General features: G+C 32.3%; 19 protein-coding genes. 16 read left to right on the top strand and 3 right to left on the bottom strand.

Going from position 1 to position 23,150, the window contains the following annotated elements:
* The first annotated feature begins 41 nt into the window (after window positions 1–41).
* On the top strand, window positions 42–392 hold the full coding sequence (gene rplS, locus BXU01_RS20195) for a 50S ribosomal protein L19 (RefSeq protein WP_055098496.1): 351 nt from the start codon (window positions 42–44) through the stop codon (window positions 390–392).
* A 70-nt stretch (window positions 393–462) separates the two neighbouring features.
* On the opposite strand, the gene BXU01_RS23910 is transcribed toward rplS, so the two are convergent.
* Together BXU01_RS23910 and BXU01_RS20185 are read right to left on the bottom strand one after the other, a co-directional pair.
* Window positions 463–585, bottom strand: coding sequence for a hypothetical protein (locus BXU01_RS23910; protein WP_255373807.1), 123 nt, complete (start codon window positions 583–585; stop codon window positions 463–465).
* A gap of 946 nt (window positions 586–1,531) precedes the next feature.
* Window positions 1,532–1,942 carry a helix-turn-helix domain-containing protein gene (locus BXU01_RS20185; protein WP_083694970.1) on the bottom strand — a complete coding sequence of 137 codons (411 nt, stop codon included), beginning with the start codon at window positions 1,940–1,942 and terminating at the stop codon, window positions 1,532–1,534.
* A gap of 402 nt (window positions 1,943–2,344) precedes the next feature.
* Between BXU01_RS20185 and BXU01_RS20180 the strand changes: the two genes are divergently transcribed.
* The 14 genes from BXU01_RS20180 (at window position 2,345) to uvrB (ending at window position 21,600) form a co-directional block, all read left to right on the top strand.
* Entirely contained in the window at window positions 2,345–4,567 is a 2,223-nt protein-coding gene (locus BXU01_RS20180; RefSeq protein ID WP_083694969.1) for an NADP-dependent isocitrate dehydrogenase, read from the top strand.
* 273 nt (window positions 4,568–4,840) lie between these two features.
* The gene (locus BXU01_RS20175) at window positions 4,841–7,222 is read left to right on the top strand and encodes a TonB-dependent receptor (protein ID WP_083694968.1); all 2,382 of its coding nucleotides are present in this window, start codon (window positions 4,841–4,843) and stop codon (window positions 7,220–7,222) included.
* Window positions 7,223–7,257: 35 nt separating this feature from the next.
* On the top strand, window positions 7,258–8,079 hold the full coding sequence (locus BXU01_RS20170) for a DUF4249 domain-containing protein (RefSeq protein WP_083694967.1): 822 nt from the start codon (window positions 7,258–7,260) through the stop codon (window positions 8,077–8,079).
* A gap of 9 nt (window positions 8,080–8,088) precedes the next feature.
* A complete protein-coding gene (locus BXU01_RS20165) occupies window positions 8,089–8,571 on the top strand; it encodes a GyrI-like domain-containing protein (protein ID WP_083694966.1) in 483 nt (160 codons plus the stop codon).
* A gap of 42 nt (window positions 8,572–8,613) precedes the next feature.
* Window positions 8,614–9,054, top strand: coding sequence for a DinB family protein (locus tag BXU01_RS20160; protein WP_083694965.1), 441 nt, complete (start codon window positions 8,614–8,616; stop codon window positions 9,052–9,054).
* Window positions 9,055–9,275: 221 nt separating this feature from the next.
* Window positions 9,276–9,734 (top strand): RidA family protein, encoded by a 459-nt coding sequence (locus BXU01_RS20155; protein WP_083694964.1) that lies wholly within the window; start codon window positions 9,276–9,278, stop codon window positions 9,732–9,734.
* A 183-nt stretch (window positions 9,735–9,917) separates the two neighbouring features.
* The gene (locus tag BXU01_RS20150; RefSeq protein ID WP_083694963.1) at window positions 9,918–10,580 is read left to right on the top strand and encodes a thiamine diphosphokinase; all 663 of its coding nucleotides are present in this window, start codon (window positions 9,918–9,920) and stop codon (window positions 10,578–10,580) included.
* Window positions 10,581–10,725: 145 nt separating this feature from the next.
* Entirely contained in the window at window positions 10,726–11,688 is a 963-nt protein-coding gene (gene rlmF / locus BXU01_RS20145) for a 23S rRNA (adenine(1618)-N(6))-methyltransferase RlmF (RefSeq protein ID WP_083694962.1), read from the top strand.
* A 344-nt stretch (window positions 11,689–12,032) separates the two neighbouring features.
* Complete coding sequence (locus tag BXU01_RS20140) at window positions 12,033–14,417, top strand: outer membrane beta-barrel family protein (RefSeq protein ID WP_083694961.1); 2,385 nt, start codon at window positions 12,033–12,035, stop codon at window positions 14,415–14,417.
* Window positions 14,418–14,554: 137 nt separating this feature from the next.
* The gene (locus BXU01_RS23705) at window positions 14,555–14,713 is read left to right on the top strand and encodes a hypothetical protein (protein ID WP_165689814.1); all 159 of its coding nucleotides are present in this window, start codon (window positions 14,555–14,557) and stop codon (window positions 14,711–14,713) included.
* A gap of 77 nt (window positions 14,714–14,790) precedes the next feature.
* Window positions 14,791–16,080 carry a radical SAM protein gene (locus BXU01_RS20135; protein WP_083694960.1) on the top strand — a complete coding sequence of 430 codons (1,290 nt, stop codon included), beginning with the start codon at window positions 14,791–14,793 and terminating at the stop codon, window positions 16,078–16,080.
* Between the two features lie 19 nt (window positions 16,081–16,099).
* The gene (locus tag BXU01_RS20130) at window positions 16,100–18,307 is read left to right on the top strand and encodes a peptidase domain-containing ABC transporter (protein WP_083694959.1); all 2,208 of its coding nucleotides are present in this window, start codon (window positions 16,100–16,102) and stop codon (window positions 18,305–18,307) included.
* 112 nt (window positions 18,308–18,419) lie between these two features.
* Window positions 18,420–19,358 (top strand): alpha/beta fold hydrolase, encoded by a 939-nt coding sequence (locus BXU01_RS20125; RefSeq protein ID WP_083695066.1) that lies wholly within the window; start codon window positions 18,420–18,422, stop codon window positions 19,356–19,358.
* A 250-nt stretch (window positions 19,359–19,608) separates the two neighbouring features.
* Entirely contained in the window at window positions 19,609–21,600 is a 1,992-nt protein-coding gene (uvrB, locus tag BXU01_RS20120; protein ID WP_083694958.1) for an excinuclease ABC subunit UvrB, read from the top strand.
* Here the strand turns inward: uvrB and BXU01_RS20115 are convergent.
* On the bottom strand, window positions 21,597–21,998 hold the full coding sequence (locus tag BXU01_RS20115) for an excinuclease ABC subunit B (protein ID WP_083694957.1): 402 nt from the start codon (window positions 21,996–21,998) through the stop codon (window positions 21,597–21,599). The two genes, uvrB and BXU01_RS20115, sit on opposite strands and share 4 nt — an antisense overlap.
* Before the next feature lie 137 nt (window positions 21,999–22,135).
* Here BXU01_RS20115 and BXU01_RS20110 point away from each other — a divergent pair, with 137 nt between their 5' ends.
* Window positions 22,136–23,146: a dipeptide epimerase gene (locus BXU01_RS20110; RefSeq protein WP_083694956.1), complete on the top strand. Its 1,011-nt coding sequence runs from the start codon at window positions 22,136–22,138 to the stop codon at window positions 23,144–23,146.
* Window positions 23,147–23,150: the final 4 nt, after the last annotated feature.

Raw genomic sequence — 23,150 nt, 5'->3', positions numbered from 1 at the left:
GTGAATGTTGCTCTATATAAAAACCATAATTATAAGATATCATGGCAGATTTAATGAAATTCGTTCAAACCGAATTAGTTGCTAAAAAAGATTTCCCTGTTTTCGGAGCTGGAGATACTATCACAGTTTACTACGAAATTAAAGAGGGTGAAAAAACAAGAACTCAGTTTTTCAAAGGAGTTGTTATTCAAAGAAGAGGTTCTGGTAACACAGAAACTTTTACTATCCGTAAAATGTCAGGAGCTATTGGAGTTGAGCGTATCTTCCCAGTAAACTTACCAGCTTTACAGAAAATTGAAATCAACAAAAAAGGAGCTGTACGTAGAGCTAGAATTTTCTACTTCAGAGAACTTACTGGTAAAAAAGCTAAGATTAAAGATAAAAGAAGATAATCATTTATCTCTTTGTTATAAAAAAGCTCGTTTCATTTATTTGAAACGAGTTTTTTTTTATGCCTGATTTTTAAAAATATTTTGCGTGATCATTTTTAGGAGCTAATCCCGCTATTCGTTTCAATCTTTTGCTTTTTAAAGAAAAAATCAAAAGGATTTCCACTTCTATCGGGGCTAGGGCAATCGTTTTCATAACAATATTTTCGTTTAGTTTTGGCTTTCTTGCTCTGTCAAATAGAACCGTGAATACCTTTGTCAAAGTTTTAGGTTATCTAATATTCGCAATCTTGTCATTTCGACAGAGGAGAAATCTTCGCAAGAAACTCGGCAAAGATTGATGACAATATTGAACGCGGATGACGCGGATTCGCTTTGCGAAAACACAGATTAAAACGGATTTTATCAGCTTAATCTTGTCATTTCGACGAAGGAGAAATCTTCGCGAGTAACTCCGTTCCTAAAGTCGCCAATCTTTGTCGAGTTTCTTGCGAAGATTTCTCCTCCGTCGAAATGACAAACTCTACGGATTACTGTCGAGTTTCGGGACGCAATCAAAATCGTCAATCTTTGCCGAATCCCGCGTGTGATTTCTCCCTTCGGTCGAAATGACAAGATTGAGTAGTCAGCAACAATTTGTTCCATCGGAACATCTCATCGGTAGAAAAAAAATAGATCGTGAAAAATATCGTCCTGTAGGGACGTTTGACAAATTGTGCGTCTAATATGTATGTGTTTTTGATGTCATTATTTATAAAATCAAACGTTCCGACGGAACGTAAAAAATGCCGTGTTTATTTGATTACCGATGAGATGTTCCGATGGAACAAAAAAGATAGCGAACAGACGAAGTAAATCACACGCGGGACGCGATCAAAATCGTCAATCTTTGTCGAGTTTCTTGCGAAGATTTCTCCTTCGTCGAAATGACAAGATTGTGGAGATAATCGCGCTTAATAAACAAAAAGTTCTCGTTTTACCGTTTGCGTGAGGGATAGAAGTGGAAAGCCCACAGCCTGACGAAGGAAGTGCGAGGACTTAAAGCGGATAGCCCGACCCGCCTTTTTCGGCGGGACACGCCCAAAATAAAAAAACCGACACTCATAAAGCATCGGTTTGTATTTTAATGAAAAATTGGTTTTCTATTTTTTTAATAGTTTTTCCAAATATTCTATTTTATCTTTTTCGGATTGTAGTAAACGTTCATAAAGCTTTTCTTTTTCCTGATAAGCTTCAATTAATTTATCTAATGGATTAAAAGTACAATGATTTGCATTGAATGCTCCATTTGTAAAACTATTATCATGAAAACTATTAAAATAATTAATCATATTGTCTTCTGAAAAATTTTTAATTGCTTCAACAGTTACGCCAAGCGCTTTTGCAACTTCTGCAAGTTTTTCATCATCTATTGTTTCACTGTTTTCAATAGCCGAAACAGTTTGCTGACTTGTTCCTAAAGCCTGCGCCAAAGCTTCTTGTTTCATATCACGAAGTTCACGAATACGGCTGATTTTTCGCCCTATATGATTTGGTTTTGTAAGTGTGCTCATAATTCAAAGATAATGATTAAGCGTAATAATAAACAACAAGTAAAAAACATATTAAACAATGTATCTCACATTTGTTATATGTCTTTTGCGTTTTAGTCAAAAATACAATTTTTCATACAAAAACAAGCGAAAACAAAATGATTTTATGCAACTGTGATATTTCCGTTTTTCGAAATGTTCTGCTTTTACTTAAGATTCATCAAAACTGTAATTTTTTAATATGAAAACCATCGATTTGACAATTAAATGACACCGAAATAACAATCTGATAATTTCGGTAATTATGAGAAAAACTACACCGTTTTCGGACTGTTTTTATTATATTTGCTCCGCTCGTTTTGAGCCAACTATACCTTTTACATCGCCATTTCCTGACGATACGATTATAAAAAAAAAAAAAAAATGACACAGAATTCAAAAATTTATTACACCTTAACTGATGAGGCGCCATTGTTAGCGACTTATTCTTTTTTACCAATTGTTCAGGCATTTACTGCTACTGCAGGTATTGCAATTGAAACTAGAGACATCTCTTTGGCGGGTAGAATTTTATCAAATTTTCCTGAGCTTTTAACTGATGCTCAAAAAACCGGAGATGCTTTGGCAGAATTGGGTCAATTAGCAACACAACCTGAAGCTAATATCATCAAATTACCAAACATTTCAGCATCTGTACCACAATTAAAAGCGGCTATTGCTGAATTACAATCTCACGGTTACAAAATTCCTGATTTTCCGGAAGATCCTCAAAATGATGCCGAAAAAGATGCTAAAGCTAAATATGCTAAAGTTTTAGGTTCTGCTGTAAATCCTGTTTTACGTGAAGGTAACTCTGATCGTAGAGCTCCAAGAGCGGTTAAAAACTTTGCAAAAGCAAATCCACACTCAATGGGTGCCTGGTCTGCTGACTCAAAAACTAAAGTAGCTTCTATGCCAAACGGTGATTTCTACGGAAGTGAAAAATCGCTTACTGTTGCAGACGCTAATGATGTAAAAATCGAATTCGTTGCAAAAGACGGTACAACTACTGTTCTTAAAGCAAGTACTCCATTAAAAGCAGGTGAAATTATCGACAGTTCTGTTTTAAGTGTAAAAAAATTAAAAACTTTTGCTGCTGAAGCAATTGCTGAAGCAAAAAAAGATGGTGTTTTACTTTCTGTGCATTTAAAAGCTACAATGATGAAAGTTTCAGATCCAATTATCTTTGGCGCTATCGTTGAAGTATATTTTGCTGATCTTTTCAAAAAATATGAAACTTTATTTGCTGAATTAAATATTGATACAAGAAACGGCTTAGGTGATATCTACGCAAAAATTGCCGGAAGACCTGAACAAGCTGAAGTTGAAGCTGACATTACGAAAGCTATCGAAAACGGACCAGCTCTTGCAATGGTTAATTCTGATAAAGGAATTACAAACTTACACGTTCCGTCTGATGTTATTGTTGATGCTTCTATGCCGGCAATGATTCGTACTTCTGGACAGATGTATAATAAAGAAGGAAAACAACAAGATACGCTTGCTGTTATTCCAGATCGTTCTTACGCCGGGATTTATACTGCAACTATCGATTTCTGTAAAAAACACGGTGCTTTTGATCCAAAAACAATGGGAAGTGTTCCTAACGTAGGTTTGATGGCTCAAAAAGCTGAAGAATACGGATCTCATGACAAAACTTTCCAAATAAAAGGTGACGGAGTTGTTCGCGTTCTTGATAATAAAGGAACAGTTTTAATGGAGCAAAACGTTGAAACTAATGACATTTTTAGAATGTGTCAGGCTAAAGACGCTCCAATTCAGGACTGGGTTAAACTTGCTGTAAACAGAGCTCGTTTATCTGATACTCCTGCTGTTTTCTGGTTAGACGAAAACAGAGCGCATGACAGAGAATTGATCGTAAAAGTTCAAAAATATTTAAAAGACCACAATACAACAAATCTTGATATTCGTATTCTTAACCCAATTGCTGCTACTGAATTTACTTTAGACAGAATCATCAAAGGTTTAGATACTATCTCTGTAACAGGAAACGTTTTACGTGATTATTTAACTGATTTATTCCCAATTTTAGAATTAGGAACTTCAGCTAAAATGTTATCTATCGTTCCGTTAATGAATGGTGGTGGATTGTTCGAGACTGGTGCCGGAGGTTCTGCTCCTAAACACGTTGAGCAATTTACAGAAGAAGGATATTTACGTTGGGATTCATTAGGAGAATTTTTAGCACTTGGTGCATCTTTAGAGCATTTAGGACAAACTTTAGACAACTCTAAAGCAATTGTTTTATCTGAAACTCTTGACGAAGCTAACGACAAATTCCTTGCTAACGATAAATCTCCAGCTCGTAAAGTAGGACAAATTGATAACCGCGGTTCTCATTTTTACCTTGCTTTCTATTGGGCACAAGCTCTTGCTGCTCAAAATAAAGATGCTGAATTAAAAGCAATCTTTACTCCAATTGCTGCTCAATTTGAAGCTAACGAAGCTAAAATAGATGCTGAATTAATTGGAGCACAAGGAAAACCTCAAACTCTTGGTGGTTATTACCAGCCAACTCCTGAGTTAGTAAGCAAAGCAATGCGCCCAAGTGCAACATTTAATGCAATTATTGCTGAAATAAAATAGTTTATCAATAAAAGATGCGCTCTGGTGCAGCTCTAAGATTTATATATTAAAAAGACAACTTTAACCGGTTGTCTTTTTTTTTTGATTATAATCTTCAATATTAATTTTTATGAATTACCAATTAAAGAAAAAGCATGAATAGAATTTTAAAGTCTAAAAAATAAAAACTCTAAAACCTGTAACAAATAGAAAGCATTCTTAACTAATGTTTAACAATCTTTCTATGAAAATATTTAGTAAGAATTGTTAACTATGTGATTCAAATACAAGACAATGATTACAAAAAAAATTGGCCTTCTTTTTATCCTCCTTTTCACGACTTTGACTTCATTTGCTCAGGAAAAATTTACACTTAGCGGCACGATAACTGATTTTAAAAATAATGAAACCTTAATTGGTGTCAATGTTTATATTCCGTCTTTAAAAATAGGAACTACAACCAACGAATATGGATTTTATTCGCTTACCGCTCCTCAAGGTGAGTATGAAATAGAGATTAGTTATGTTGGTTACAAAACCATTGAAAAAACAGTTTCTCTAAATCAAAACACTAAAAATAATTTTGCCATAAACGAAAGTGGCGAAGAACTTCAGGAAGTTATTATTAAGGATAATAGAGGTAAAATCAATATAAAATCGCCAGAAATGAGCGCCAATAAACTTTCTATTGCCACCATAAAAAAAATGCCTGTTGTAATGGGCGAAGTCGATGTTCTAAAATCGATTTTGCTACTTCCCGGAGTTACAAATGCCGGCGAAGGAGCTTCAGGATTTAATGTTCGTGGCGGCGGCGCAGATCAAAACCTGATTTTATTAGACGAAGCTACAATATTTAATTCGTCTCACGTATTTGGCTTTTTCTCTGTTTTTAATCCCGATGCCATAAAAGATCTAAAATTATATAAAGGCGGAATTCCTGCCCGCTATGGCGGAAGAGCTTCTTCTGTTTTAGACATTTATCAAAAAGACGGAAACAGTAAAGAATTTCATGTAAACGGAGGAATAGGCTTAATTTCAAGCCGAATTCTTGCTGAAGGTCCAATTGTAAAAGACAAAGGTTCGTTCTTAATTGGCGGAAGAGCATCGTATGCTCATTTATTTTTAAAATTGTCAGAAGACCAAAAAGATAACTCGGCTTATTTTTATGATTTAAATACAAAATTAAGTTATAAACTCGATGATAATAATAGTTTGTATTTATCCGGTTATTTTGGCCGTGACGTGTTTAGCCTGAATAAAAGTTTTACGAATACATACGGAAATGCAACCCTGAACTTACGCTGGAATCATTTATATTCTGATAAATTATTTGCAAATTTATCGTTGATTTACAGTGATTACTATTATGGTCTGGATTTAGATTTTGTAGGTTTCAAATGGGATTCCGGAATTAAGAACTATAATATCAAATACGATTTCAAAAACTATATTTCAGATAAATTCAAATTAAACTACGGTCTAAACGGAATTTATTACGAATTCAATCCCGGAACTATCAAACCAAGCAACGAATCATCAGGAATTAATCCGGATCAATTAGACAAAAAATACGCCTTTGAACCCTCTGTATATATTGAAGCCGAAAATCAGCTTTCTAAGAAAATTACGATTTCTTACGGTTTACGTTATAGTTTATTTTATCGTTTAGGCGCTTCGACAATCAATTATTATGATAATAATGAGCCTGTTATTTTTAATACTGACATGCAGATTTATGAAAAAGCGACACCAACATCGACTAAATATTTTGGCAAAAACAAACAAATCCAAAATTATAACAATTTAGAACCTCGTTTCTCAGCCTCTTATCAATTAAATGATGATCAGGCGATAAAAGCGAGTTATAACAGAATGTCGCAGTATCTTCAATTGATATCAAACACCTCATCTCCTACTCCGCTTGATGTCTGGATGCCAAGTGATAACTATATCAAACCACAAATTGCAGATCAGGTTGCTTTGGGTTATTTTAGAAACATAAATAATGGCGCATATTCTGTAGAAGTTGAAACCTATTACAAAAAAATTCAAAACAGATTAGATTATATCGATGGTGCAGATTTAATTGCAAATGACGCTATCGAACAAGTAATCCTGAACGGAAGAATGCGCTCTTACGGTCTGGAATTTATGCTAAAGAAAAACGAAGGAAAATTTAATGGGTGGATTTCGTATACTTTATCAAAATCAGAACAGCAAACTCCGGGAAGAACTCCGGAAGAAACAGGAATTAATAACGGACAATGGTATAGCTCAGCTTATGATAAAACACATAATTTAGCTGTTACATCTGCTTATAATCTAAACGAAAAATGGTCTTTTGGAGCTAACTTTGCTTTACAATCCGGTCAGCCTGTTACGTATCCTAACGGTCAATACGAATATTTAGGAATTACGGTTCCCAGCTACGGACAAAGAAATGAAAACCGTTTACCGGCGTATCACCATTTAGATGTTTCGGCAACTTTGACACCCAGAAAAAATAAAGATCGAAACTGGAAAGGAGAATGGGTTTTTAGCATTTACAATCTTTACAACCGTCATAACGCAGCGTCTATCAACTTTCGTCAAAACGTGGATACTGGCGCAAATGAAGCTGTACAAACCTCGATTTTTGGAATTGTTCCTGCTGTTAGTTATAATTTTAAATTTTAAAAAACTTTCTGTAAAAAGAAAACAAAAGATATATCATGAAAAAAGCATCCTTGTTAATTGTATTATTCTTATCGATTTTCTTCACGAGCTGTGAGGAAGTTGTCGATGTTGATCTTGATACCGCCGCACCAAAATTAGTCATCGAAGCGGCTATAAACTGGCAAAAAGGTACAACAGGAAAACAACAAACTATAAAACTGACGACCACAACAGGTTATTTCGAAAATGTGATTCCAACGGTTTCCGGAGCTACAGTTTTTATAAAAAACAGTCAAAACGTACAATTCAACTTTACTGAAGTTCAAAAAACAGGACGATATGTTTGTAGTAATTTCATTCCCGTAATCGATGAAAACTACACTTTAACAGTAATTAATAACGGAATCACTTATACCGCTACTGAAACAATGAAATCTGTAGCACCAATAACCCGAATAGAACAAAATAATGAAGGTGGTTTTACAGGAAAAGATATTGAAACTAAAGCCTTCTTTAACGATCCGGCAGATGTAGATAATTTCTACTTGTTTAAATATGTCTACTCAAATAAAGTTACCTCAACATATTATGTTAGTGAAGATAAATTTTTTCAGGGAAATGAATATTTCAGTTCTTCAGATGATGACGAGCTAAAAATTGGAGATGAAGTTGAAATGACACATTACGGAATTTCAAAACAATACTATAATTACATGAGTATTCTGGTGAGCATTGCCGGAAGTAATGTTGGCGGACCTTTTCAATCACCTCCGGCAACCGTAAAAGGAAACATCATCAATATGACTGATAAATCAAATTATCCGTTAGGTTATTTTTCGCTAAGCGAAATTGACATAAAAAAATATAAAATTCAATAATCATTATACATGGAACACAGAATTGAGATTTTATCCGAGAAAAAACTAATTGGTAAATACATTATAATGTCATTTATCGAAAACAAAACTTTTCAATTATGGAGTTCTTTTATGCCAAATCGAAAAGAAATTAAAAATTCAATTGATTCAAATTTATATTCGCTTGAAGTTTTTCCTAATGGTCATTTCGATAATTTCGAACCAGGCAATACTTTCGAAAAATGGGCTGCAGTTGAAGTTACTGATTTTAATGAAATTCCGTTAGAAATGGAGCCTTTAGTAATTCCAACCGGATTATATGCTGTTTTTGTTCATAAAGGCCCACAAAGCGAAGGGCATAAAACCTATCATTCTATTTTTGTAGAATGGCTGCCAAATTCAGAATATACTGTAGATGAAAGACCTCATTTTGCTGTAATGGGAGCACAATATAAAAAAGAACATCCGGATTCTGAAGAAGAAATCTGGATTCCGATAACAAGTAAGAATTAACCTTTGTCGCAGATTTAAATCTGTAACAAAAAATAAAATATTATGCTAATCGAAACCTTAAAATCCCTTTTTAACAGAGATCTAAACAAATTAAAAGTTGAAATCGAATCGTACCAAAATGAAAGTCAGATTTGGGCGATCGATAAAAGCATTTCTAATTCAGGAGGAAATCTATGTTTGCATCTTATAGGAAACATCAATACTTATATTGGAGCACAAATTGGAAAAACCGGTTATGTTCGGGATCGCCCTTTAGAATTTTCACTAAAAGATATTCCAAAATCAGAATTAATAGCTAAAATTGAAGCAACAATTCTAGTGGTAAATAATGCCTTAGATACTTTAACCGAAGAAGATTTACACGCAATTTATCCAGAAATTGTTTTCGAAAAAGAAATGACAACCGGTTTCTTTTTAGTTCATCTTGCAACACATTTAGCCTATCATTTAGGACAAATCAATTATCATAGAAGGCTGGTTTAGTCGCAGTTTACGAGTCTCAGTATTCAGTCGCAGTTTACAGTCGCAGTTTACAGTCGCAGTTTGCGGCAAATAGTGAAACTGTAAACTGAGACTGGGACTGCCACTGCGACTGTAAACTGTAAACTGAAAACTAAAAACTAAAAAAAACCTCAACATATGTAATGGTTTAGGAATTAGAATTAAGCAAACTTTGCAAATAATTAATTCAAAAATTCTAAAACATGAAACACTTCTTTTTTACCTTATTTTCTCTTTTTGCCTTTACTGCAAAAGCACAGACTTTTAAAAATCCTGAATCATTATTCGACCCAACTCCGTATGGTTTTAGTCATGCATCATCTGTTGCAATGCCTGGTGAATTTGTTTTTATTTCCGGACAAAGCGGCGGATTAGGAAAAGAACATATTTTAAACAGCGACTTTAGAGAACAAACACAGGTTGCATTAAACAATATTGTAACAGTTTTGGATAGTTATAATCTGAAACCGGAAAACATTATGAAAATAACGATCCTAATTGTAAACCATTCACCGGAAAAACTTAAAATCTGGAACGAAGAAATTAAAAAGGTTTGGAAAAACAAACCATTTCCGGCAAGTACATTAATTCCTGTTCCTAAATTAGCTATCGACGGAATGTTAATTGAGGTGGACGCTACAGCTTTTAAAGCAACAAAATAGTTTTCACCATTAAGAGATTAATAAAGTTAAGTTTTGACATACAAACACAAACCATTTAAAAAATCTTTTTAATCTTAATAATCTGTGGCAAAAAAATCTGAAATCTGAAATCTATCCTGAAACTTCAGGACTAAAATCGTATCCTTTCGTACATTTGCAGCACATTTCAAATCAAAAAACTAAATGTCTTCACATCATATTGTACGCGACGATCAGGAACCAGCTTTAATTATTGCAAACGGAGCAGCCTGTAATCCTGAATTATTAGGGCAATTGCTAGAATGGTCTCCGCTCGTTATCGTACTGGATTCTGCCATAGAAAGGGTTATACCTTTAGGCATAAAAGTCGATGTGCTTTTAGGAGACTTTGATAACGGTTTTGATCCTGAAATCTACAAAACGTCACAATATCCTATCGAAATTGTACATACCCCGGATCAGGATAAAACAGATTTAGAGAAAGCTTTTGATTATTTGATTGCCAGAAAAATTCCCGCAGTAAACGTAGTTTGGGCCACCGGAAAACGTGCAGATCATACTATTACAAATCTTACAAATATTGTTCGTTACCGCAATTTGCTTAAAATTGTTATTCTCGACGATCATTCTAAAATTTTTTTATTACCCAACAAATTCGAGAAATGGTATACGGCAAAAACACCAATCTCATTGATTCCAATTGGTGTTGTAAATGGTATTTCCTCTATTAATTTACAATATCCGCTTCAGGATGACACACTTACAATTGGCTACAGAACTGGCAGCAGCAATGCGGTTCTTAAGGATGGTTTAGTAAGTATCACGCATACAGATGGCGATTTATTGTTAATGGAATGTATGGATTAGAAGCTATTTCCTGCTGTCCGCTATATCTTTTCCCGGTTAAAGAAACCGGAAAAAGGATGTCGCTTCCATCAGGGCTAGGGCAATCGTTTTTATAATTACGTCTTTCTCCAAAAGGAATGACTATCTTTGCACGGAAATTTACAAAATGAAAGCAATAGACAATTCCGAAAAAAATAATTTACATCCTCGAAATCTTCACCGTTCCCGTTATGATTTTGAACTTCTTATTGCGAATTGTCCCGAGCTAAAAGCACAAGTTGCCATAAACGTTCACGGAATCGAAACGATTGATTTCAGTAATCCTGTTTCGGTAAAATTGCTTAATAAAGCCTTATTACAAACCTATTACGACATACAAAACTGGGATATTCCTAAAAATTATCTGTGTCCTCCCATTCCCGGAAGAACAGATTATATTCATTATCTCGCTGATTTACTTGCCGAAACCAACAACGGAATCATTCCGCAAGGATCTTCAGTATTAGGTTTAGATATAGGAACCGGTGCTAATTGCATTTATCCTATTTTAGCAAATGCTATTTACGACTGGAGTTTTGTTGGAACAGACATTGACGAAAAAGCGATTGAAAATTGCAGTAAAATTATCGAAGCGAATCCAAAATTAATTGATGCGATAAGTTTACAACAGCAAACCGAATCCCGCTTTATTTTCAAAAATATTATCACACCCGAAGATCGTTTTACTTTCACGATGTGCAACCCTCCTTTTCATTCTTCTGCCGAAGATGCAAATCAAAGTACCGTTCGTAAAGTTTCGAACTTGACAAAGGAAAGAAAAAAAACAAATCCTGTATTAAACTTCGGAGGTCACAATGCCGAGTTATGGTGCGATGGCGGAGAAATTGGTTTTGTAACTCAAATGATTTACGAAAGTTCAAAATTTGCAATGCAATGTCTGTGGTTTACTACTTTGGTTTCAAAAAGAGAAAACCTTTCCAGCATTTACAAAACATTAAATAAAGTAAATGCTTCTTCAATAAAAACAATCGACATGGCTCAGGGTCAAAAAAACAGCCGTATCGTTGCCTGGACTTTTCTAAGTGAAAGCCAGCAAAAGGCTTGGAAGTTTGAAGACATGTCTATTTAATTCTTATACTTCTCTGTTTTTTTTGTTAAATATCACCTACAATTCTCACGATTATAAGGTTATTTTTTATTTAACGTAATATTTTTCTTTAAAAAAATTAAAACATAGTAAATTTTACTTATGTTTGTTATTCAGTTATGCACTGAATTTCTTTAGAAGTCAACTTTAAAAGTTGCAAATACCACCATCTTATCGAAATTAATAATGGAACTAACAAATTAGTTCCATGTTATGTTCATTTATATATGTTTTTAAATCATATAAAAATGTAATACTGTCAATTACATCTGTAATCAGACAAACTTTTTTTTACATAAAAATTAATTAAACGAATCAACCCACAGATGAAAAACGTATTTATCATATTGCTTTTGATACCATTTTGTGGATATTCACAATATAAAATATCAGGAAAGTTGGTTAATGAAAATAATTCTCCAGTAGAATATGCAGAAGTAACTCTTCAAACATCAAATTCTATTTCCTTACACTCTGAACTTACCAATAAATATGGTGAATTCAACATAAATAATATTAAGGGAGATAATTATGAGCTTTCTATAAAATATTTTTCACAAAATGTTTATTCTCAATTTATTATAATCGACAATAATTTAGATTTAAAGACTATCAATCTTAATATCGGAATATCCCTAACAGGAGTAATCCTTGAAAATAAAAAATCACTTATTGAAAATAAAGTAGACAGAATGGTTTTTAATGTTGAAAATTCTGTGGCGGCAACCGGCGGCAATGCCTTAGATGCTTTAAAACTTACCCCTAGAATAAAAGTTCAAAATGATGAAATATCAATGATTGGCAAAGGCAGTATGCTTATTATGATAAATGATAAATTAGTTCAATTTTCAGGTGAAGAATTAGCAACTTACCTCAAAACCCTTAATGCAAGTGATTTAAAAAAGATAGAAGTACTATCAAATCCTCCTTCAAAATATAGCGCAGAAGGTAATAGTGGTATAATAAATATTGTAACAAAAAAAACAAAAAAAGATGCTTGGGATGCCTCTTTAAGGACCATTTACCAACAATCTACATATGCAAAAACAAATAATGGCGGGAGCTTTAATATACAAAAAGGGAGAGTACAAGTAAACTCTGGTTTAAACTACATTAATGGATCAAATGCTCCTGAATATACTAATCAAATTTATTACCCTTCTCTTACTTGGGAAAAGGTAAACAATCGTCGGGATTTTTCTAATCTTCTTTCTACAAAATTAGGAATGGAATATAAAATTAATGATAAGCTTTCTACAGGTTTTAATTACAATTTCGTAAGTAATAAGCCTCTCAGGAAGGAAATTGGCAAGACGAATTTATTTGATTCCCAAACCAAAGCTCTTGATTCTATAATTAAAACTATCAGCAGAGGCAATTACGAAAAAACAACAAGCACTTTAAATTATCATATCGCCTATGATATAGATAGTATTGGCAGAAAACTTTCGATAGATTTTGATTATTTTAATTACAAAAACATAGCAAACAGATTTCTAAAAACACAAACCTTTTTACCAAGTAATGAACCTATTGAAAATAATCTTCTTGACGCACGAAATTATGGATTTCAGGATATTCAAAATTATGCTGTAAATATAGACATGGTGCATCCAGGCAAATGGGCTGAATTTAATTACGGAGGCCGAATATCATTTACTAATACTAATAATTATTTCAACTATTTTAATATTAAAAGTAATATAGAAGAAATTGATCCTGGTCTTAGTAATGAATTCATTTATAAAGAAAACACTCAAGCTGTATATTGTAGCGCTGAGAAAAATCTAAGTGAACAATGGAAAACTAAAATAGGGATAAGACATGAATTTACACAAACTGAAGGTTTGTCCAGAACAGTTATTCAAAGTAACAGTAAGAGTTATGCCAGGCTTTTCCCGACATTCTTCTTATCCTTTACTCCTAATGAAAATCATTCCTTTAGCGCCAATTATGGCAAAAGAATTAAAAGACCGGGGTATAGTTTATTAAATCCCTTTAAATATGTCTCTAATCTTTATTCTTACTCAGAAGGGAATCCTTTTTTACAGCCTTCTTTTACAAATAATATTGAATTAGAATATGCTCATAAAAGTAATCTGATAACTAAAATCTATTTTTCTCATACTAATAATAATTTTGACCAGGTTACTATACTAGATGAAATAACCAATATTGAAAAAATTATTCCTTTAAATTATATTACTAATAAAATGCTGGGAATTAATCAAACATTCATTTTTAAGCTTTCAAAATGGTGGAATATCAATACTTCAGTAGACGTATACTATAGTAGTACAAACTCTACAATACCTGTAACCTTGCAATATTTAAAAGGATGGAACGGAGAATTTAACATTTCAAATGATTTAACCTTAAATAACAACAAAACAGTATTATTTAATACAAATATGTGGTTCATTACAAAAGGCGTAAATAATTTAGACTATAATTCAAATGGAATCCAGGTCGACACATCTTTTAAATGGCTTTTACTAAATAAAAAATTAATTATTAGTCTAAACTTAGAAGATATTATTAACCCTAAAGGCATAAAGTATACATCCTATTCTAATGGAATTAAAAATTCATTCAGAAATTACAATGATGACCAATGCTTTAAACTAGGTATTATTTACAATTTTGGAAAGAAAATTAATGTAAATAAAAGAGAGTACAAAAATCAAGAAGAACAAAATAGAATTGATTAAGAATTGATATTTCAAGTACGCTGTAGTTGCAAATACAGAGGAAAGAATTCAATATAAATTGTTTGCAAACAACTACCAATTAAGAGTTTTATGTAGTAAAAGATAACTCAATCTATTAATGTAAAAATAAAATTAGTATGAAAAAATTAACATTATCTAAGGTAGTTGAATCTAAAGGAATTTTAACTGGAGGCTTTACAACACTTACTCCAAAGCAACAAGCAAAATTAAAAGGAGGAGCTGACAATTGTGACTGTACAAATAAAAAAAATTGTAAAGTTAAAGAAGCAGATTAAGCTCAATGAATAATTATATCTAATACATAGTTGGGTAGAAAATAATCTACCCAACTATCCAAATAAAACAAAAAATTATGATCATTAGTCAGTTTAACACTTTTTTCTATCATCAAGGTTCAATGATAGGATACAATGCTTTATCAAATGAATTTATTATTCTGGAATTAGAATTATTTGAACTTTACCAAGCTGCTATTTCTGAAAAAAAAATTTCAGAATTAAATGACATACACCCTGGCTTTTATAAACATATTAAAGATAAAGGTTTTATTATTAATAAAAATACAGATGAAATTCAATCTGTAAAAAAATTAGTAGCCTCTATTGATCAAAATGATAAAATCTATGAATTAATTATTAATCCCACAATGAACTGTAATTTCAAATGCTGGTATTGTTATGAGACTCATATAAAAGATTCGAAAATGTCATCATCAATAATAGAAAATGTCATCTTATTTATAAAAAGCATTTTAGAAAACAATAATTTAAAACAATTTCATCTAAGTTGGTTTGGTGGTGAACCTTTACTTTATTATGATAAAACTATTCTTCCTATACTAGAAAAAATCTATCCATTAATAAAACTTAAAGGAATTGAGTTTTCATCAAATTTCACAACCAACGGATTACTTGTAAATCAAAAAATTCTAACAGATTGTAATCTGTTTGGGGTTAATCATTTTCAAATAACTCTGGATGGCCACAGGGAACGTCACAATAAAGTAAGATTTGTGAATAAGGAAAGAGGATCGTACGATGAAATAATCAACAATATAAAATTGATATTGAAAAACAAAATAAATGTTACTGTAAGATTAAATATTTCAGAAGAAACTTTAAATGGTAAGATTACTGAAATAATTAAGGATTTTTCAGATTTGACTTCTCAACAGAGAAAGCTTTTAATTTTTTCATTTCATAAGGTATGGCAAGAAGAAAAAAATATTGAAAATGAAATGTCTAAAATTATTGATGAATTTAAAATAAATAAATTATCAACACAAACAATAGATGAAGTAGATCATGTTAGAAACTCTTGTTATGCTGATAAAAAAAATCAAGCAACAATAAATTACAATGGAGAAGTATTTAAGTGTACTGCCCGAGATTTTAAATCAGAAAATAAAGAAGGCATTTTACAAGATAATGGATCTATTTTATGGAATGAAAAATATTATCACAGAATGAATGCTAAATTTAAGAACCAACCATGCATAGAATGTAAAATATTACCTATTTGCAATGGTTCTTGTTCACAATTGGCAATTGAAAGTAAAAATGAGGAATATTGTATTCATGATTTTGATGAAGATAAGAAAACAATGGTTGTTAAAAATATATTTTTAAATGCATTAAACTAATTTGAAAAGAAATTCTATTATGAAATTTACCGCCCAACATGACCAAATGGATTGTGGTCCAGCCTGCATTAGTATGGTGGCAAGTTTTCACGGAAAAAATTATCCTTTAGAATATCTACGCAAAAATGCATATGTGACCAGAGAAGGCGTCTCTGTCTTGGGAATAAGTGAGGCATCCAGGCAAATTGGTTTCGAAACACTTTCAGTACAAACAACAACTGAAAAGCTTATAAAAAATAAACAGATCATTCCTTTTATACTTTATTGGAATCAACGTCATTTTGTTGTTCTTTATAAAATAACTAAATCATTATTTTCAAGAGAACAAATTTTTCATATAGCCGATCCTAAACATGGAAAAATAAAAATAACTCAGGAAAAACTAGAAAAATCATGGCTTTCTGACAGAGCTCAGGGAGTAGCAATATTTTTAAACCCTACTGAAAAATTTTACCAAAAAGAAGCTCCAAAAGAAGACAAATTAAATATAAGATACTTGTTTTTCTATCTTATACCCTACAAAAAGCAGTTAGTCATTATGTTTTTACTACTTTTAATAGGTTGTGGCTTAACTTTATTTCTCCCTTTTTTAACAGAAGCCCTAATAGATGAAGGCGTAAACAACAAAGATCTTAATTTTATATCTCTTATACTTTTAGCACAATTAAGCTTGTTCATAGGTTCACTAACAATTGGTATATTTCGTAATTGGTTATTGCTATACATTGGTACACATTTAAGCATTACAATTGTTTCGGACTTTTTAAAAAAAATGCTTCGGCTTCCAATAAAGTTTTTTGACACAAAATTAATGGGAGATTTTCAACAACGAATACAAGACAATGATCGTATAGAGGAATTTCTTACTTCACAAAGTTTAACTACTTTCTTTTCTATTATTACTTTTTCAGTTTTTTTTGCTATATTATGGTATTATGATATTAAAATTCTTTTAGTATACTTTCTATTTACAACTTTATCAATTATATGGTCATTTTATTGGCTAAAAAAAAGAAGAATATTAGATTACTTTCGTTTCCAGCAAAGGAGTGAAAATCAAGAATCGATTTTTGAAATGCTCAATGGCATTACAGAAATGAAACTTAATCAACTTGAAAATTTTAAAATAAAAGAGTGGGAAAAAATTCAAAAGAAACTTTTTAAACTTAATTCGAAAATTTTAAAACTTGATCAAATTCAACTTTCAGGTTTCGACTTTATAAATCAACTTAAAAACATTCTGGTTACTTTTTTAGCAGCAACTTACGTAGTACAGGATACAATGACATTAGGTATGCTACTTTCTATTTCTTATATTATTGGACAAATGAATGCGCCAGTAAATCAATTAATAAGTTTTTTTCGATCTATGCAAGATGCAAAATTAAGTTTAGAGCGTTTAAATGAAGTGCAAAATAATAAACCTGAAGAAGTTAATGAGCAAATACGTTTATTAGATAATATTAGAAATAAAAAAAACTGTCCAGAAAATGGAATTTCTTTTAAAAACCTATCATTTCAATATGAAGGGCCAAAATCCCCTTTTGTTTTAAAAGATATAAATCTGTTTATTCCTGAAGGAAAAATAACAGCTATTGTTGGAGCAAGCGGCAGTGGAAAGACTACATTAATAAAATTGCTATTAAGATTTTACGACCCAATTGATGGTGAAATTTTCTATAATAAAGACAATATACTTACTATTTCACCAAAAAGCATTAGAGAAAATACAGGTGTAGTAATGCAAGATGGCTTCATTTTTTCAGACACAATACAGAGAAACATTGCAACTAAAGATAAAAAAATCAATAAAACTCAACTTAAGAAAGCAGTAAAAACTGCCAACATCAAAAATTTCATGGAATCATTACCACTAAAATACAATACAAAAATAGGTTCTGCAGGTAGTGGTTTATCAGGTGGAGAAAAACAAAGAATTTTAATTGCAAGAGCTGTTTATAAAAATCCACATTACATATTTTTTGACGAAGCCACATCTGCACTTGACTCAGAAAATGAAAAAATAATACATGATAATTTGCAAGAATTTTTTAAAGATAAAACAGTAATTATAATAGCTCATCGATTAAGCACAGTAAAAAATGCGGACAATATTGTAGTTTTAAAAAAAGGAAAAATAGCCGAAACAGGAAACCATAATCAACTAGTAAAAAATAAAGCGGATTATTTTAATTTAATCAAAAATCAATTAGAATTAGGAAATTAAATCTAATCGTTATAATAACTGAACATTATAATTATAATACTTTAAAATAAAATTCTGATACTTTATCGGCGCGCAATTTACGTATCTTTAATATCAATTGAATTTTATGACTATGCCAAAAATATACTTTAGAATACTATTATTAATTCTACTTACTGGTTGTGCTTCAACTAAAAAGGCAAAATTTGAAGACTATGTCTTTAAAACCAAAAGCGAAAAAACAGCCTATATCAAATCCTACGACAAAGCTTTAAAACTTTGGGATATCCCTTACACTGAAGAAGATATAAGAACAACTTACGGAACTGCACACGTTATTATGGCTGGTCCCAAAAACGGAAAAGATCTGGTTTTACTTCACGGAATGGATGCCAGTTCAACAATGTGGTATCCAAACATTAAACCTTTAGCTAAAAATCATCGCATTTACGCCATTGATTTTATGATGGAACCAGGCAAATCTACTTTGATTTCAAAACCACTTTCATCAGAAGATATCGTGATTTTGTACAACGAAATTTTCGATCATTATAAATTAAAGAAATTTGATATTGTAGCCGCTTCAAGAGGTGGCTGGATCGCAACTTTACTGGCTACAGAAAAAAGAAATTCGATAGATAAAATAGTGTTGTTAAGTCCGGCGCAAACCTTTAAATTTATAGATAAAGTTGGCAAAACAACTTCTGCTCTAATGCTAAAACTCTTCCCAAGCGAAAAGAAATTCGGAAAAACCCTGACTACATTTTCAACACATCCTGAAAAAATTAGTCCTGTTTACAAAAGACAATTTTATCTGGCCAATAAATACGCAAAATCAAATTCAAGTATGCTTAAAATGCATCCCTTTTCTGATGATGAATTAAAATCTATTACGAATCCTGTTTTGGTATTAATAGGCGATCATGATGTTATTAATTCAGAAGAAAGTCTGGAAAGAGCAAATAAATATTTAATCAAAGGCAAAACACAAACAATAAAAGATGCAGGACATTTTTTATCCATCGATCAGTCAAAAGTGGTAAATAATGCAATGATTGATTTTTTGGAATAATTAACAAACGGTAGGCCAGCCCCTATCATTAAGTGAAGAGTTTTCACTCAGATTTAAAAAGATTTAAAAAGATTAAAGCAGATCTACGGAGATTATAATTAAAATAAATCTGCTCAAATCTTTTTAAATCTGAGTGAAACAAAATCAACAATAACAAAAAATTCGGGCAATTCGTGTAATTCGTGACAACCCTTTTTTATAGAATTCAAACTTTGTATCTTTACAAAACTAATCTTTTCATCATCCCAAAATGAATTTCCAAGTATCCTCAGAGTATAGTCCAAAAGGTGATCAGCCACAAGCAATCGAAAAACTTTCGCAAGGTGTAGTAGATGGCGAAAAGTACCAGACATTATTAGGCGTTACCGGATCCGGAAAAACATTTACGGTTGCCAATGTTATTCAGGAAGTTCAAAGACCCACTTTGGTTTTGGCACATAATAAAACGCTGGCAGCACAATTATATTCTGAGTTCAAACAATTTTTCCCGAATAATGCTGTGGAATATTTTGTTTCGTACTACGATTATTATCAGCCCGAAGCTTTTATGCCCGTAACAGGGGTTTTTATAGAAAAAGATTTATCTATCAACGAGGAGCTAGAAAAAATGCGTTTAAGCACTACTTCTTCCCTACTTTCAGGACGCAGGGACGTTTTGGTTGTTGCTTCTGTTTCGTGTTTATATGGTATTGGGAATCCGGTTGAATTTAAAAAGAACGTAATTGAAATAAGCAGAGATCAGGTTATTTCAAGAACCAAATTACTTCACAGTCTGGTTCAAAGTTTATACGCCAGAACCGAGGCCGATTTTAATCCGGGAACTTTCAGAATAAAAGGAGATACAATCGAAGTATATCCAAGTTATGCCGATGATGCTTACAGAATACACTTTTTTGGTGATGAAATTGAAGAAATAGAATCTTTTGATGTCAAGTCTTCTCAGGTTATTGAGAAATTCAAACGACTTACGATTTATCCTGCCAATATGTTTGTGACTTCTCCGGATGTACTGCAAGGTGCCATTTGGGAAATTCAGCAGGATTTGGTCAAACAAGTCGATTATTTTAAAGAAATAGGAAAACATTTAGAGGCCAAACGTTTAGAAGAACGTACCAATTTCGACTTAGAAATGATTCGGGAATTAGGGTATTGTTCCGGAATCGAGAATTACTCCAGATATCTTGACGGAAGACAAGCCGGAACAAGACCATTCTGTTTATTAGACTATTTTCCTAGTGATTATTTGATGATTGTAGACGAAAGTCACGTAACTGTTTCACAGGTTCACGCCATGTATGGAGGCGACAGAAGCCGTAAAGAAAATCTGGTAGAATATGGTTTCCGCTTACCTGCCGCAATGGACAACAGACCTTTGAAATTTGAAGAGTTTGAAGCCATACAAAATCAGGTAATTTATGTGTCTGCAACACCGGCAGATTATGAATTACAAAAAACGGACGGTATTTATGTTGAACAAATTATTCGCCCAACAGGATTATTAGATCCAGTTATCGAAGTACGACCTAGTTTGAATCAAATCGATGATCTAATCGAAGAAATTCAGGTGCGCTGCGAATTAGACGAAAGAGTTCTGGTAACTACTTTAACTAAAAGGATGGCCGAAGAATTAGCCAAATATTTAACCAAAGTAAACATCCGTTGTCGTTACATACACTCTGAAGTAGATACTCTCGAACGTATCGAAATTATGCAGGATTTACGTAAAGGTATTTTTGATGTTCTTATTGGAGTAAATTTACTTCGTGAAGGACTTGATTTACCAGAGGTTTCGCTGGTTGCAATTCTTGATGCTGATAAAGAAGGTTTTCTTCGTAATCACAGATCGCTAACACAAACTATTGGTCGTGCTGCAAGAAACCTAAACGGAAAAGCAATTTTGTATGCCGATAAAATTACGGCAAGTATGCAACGAACAATAGACGAAACTGAATATCGCAGAACCAAACAAATTAATTACAATACAGAACATGGTATCACGCCACAGGCTTTAAATAAAAAAATAGACAGCGCTTTTACCAAAAATCCTTTGGTAGAATACGAATTGGGTCATACATTATCTGTTGCTGCAGAACCGGAAACAGCTTATTTATCAAAATCTGAATTAGAAAAGATGATTCGGGAAAAACGTAAATCTATGGAAAAAGCAGCAAAAGAACTTGACTTTTTGCAAGCCGCTAAATTACGTGACGATATCAAAAAATTACAGGAACAATTAGCTTAATTATGTTGTTCCTGAAAAACTTTCAATAAAACTTTAGGATCAATTATAGCGTTTGGAGCTGTTTTCATTAAATCTAAAACGCGTTTGGTTGCATTTGGATTCAATCCCATTTCAATCGCAATTTGCTGTATTGCTTTAGCTTCTTTTTCATGCAAAATACCATCGCAATACATGATAAGCGCTAATCTGTAAAACTGTTGAATTCTCTGAAACTCAGATTTTATAACCTGAGTCGAATGTTCCTGATGAAATAAATCTTTAAAAACAGCCAATTCAATATTTAATTCTTTAGCCACCAGCCACAAAAACTCATATTCCCTTTTATGCAATTGCCCATCAACAGTAGAAAAAGCAATCATTTCTAAAAGTAAACTCCTCTTTTGTGTTTCGGTATTCATCAATTTATTATTTTTAGCTAAAATATTGTTTTTAAATCTAAAACACAAGGGAACTAATAATTAGAGGTTTCTTCTTTTTGTATTGTTGTAGATTCCCTTTGTTTTTATTTGAAATATAAAAAACATTCGAACTCATTATGGAACTAATTTTAAGAGAATATAATTTACAATTAAAACATACTTTCACCATTTCCAGAGAATCGATTGATTTTCAGCCTTCTTTGATTGTCGAACTAAAAAGCGATGGTTTTTCGGGTTTTGGAGAAGCAACTTCAAATCCGTATTACAAAACTACCGTTCCTGTAATGATTGAGGATTTAGAGAAAATAAGAACGATTATTGAAACTACACAAGACGAAACTCCTGATGTTTTTTGGGAAAAAATATATCCGCATTTAAAAAGTGATATGTTTGCTTTATGCGCTTTAGATTTGGCATATAATGATCTTTATGCCCGCAAGAAAGGGAAGAAATTATACGAATTGTGGAATTATAACATCAAAAAAAATCCATTAACAGATTATACGATTGGGATTGCATCTATAGATAAAATGGTTTCGAAAATGCAGGAACTTCCGTGGCCTATTTATAAAATTAAATTAGGCACAAAAGAAGATATTGCAATTGTAAAAGAACTCAGAAAGCATACCAATGCGGTTTTTAGAATCGATGCCAATTGTGGTTGGGAAGTTGAGGAAACGATTAATAATGCGATTGAACTTAAAAAACTTGGCGTAGAATTCCTGGAACAACCCATGAAAGCCAATAATTGGGAGGCACACAAAGAAGTTTTCAAACATTCTGTTCTACCAATAATTGCCGATGAAAGCTGTATTATTGAAGAAGATGTTGCCAAATGTTTTAACCATTTTCATGGCGTAAATGTAAAATTGGTTAAATGCGGCGGATTAACGCCCGGGAAACGCATGATTGAAGAAGCTAAAAAACTAGGTTTAAAAACAATGGTGGGCTGCATGACAGAATCTACAGTTGGAATTTCGGCAATTGCGCATTTATTACCTCAGCTGGATTATGTAGATATGGATGGAGCGTTACTTTTAGCAAAAGACATTGCAACCGGAGTTACTATAAAAAATGGCGTTATTCACTATTCTGAGGGTAACGGAACCGGAGTTACTTTAATCTAAAATG

Origin of the sequence: [Flexibacter] sp. ATCC 35103 (genome assembly GCF_001975985.1) — a bacterium.
Taxonomy (GTDB): Bacteria; Bacteroidota; Bacteroidia; order Flavobacteriales; family Flavobacteriaceae; genus Flavobacterium.
The sequence above is the reverse complement of the archived record's forward strand: the minus strand, read 5'-3'. Positions and strand labels throughout refer to the sequence as shown.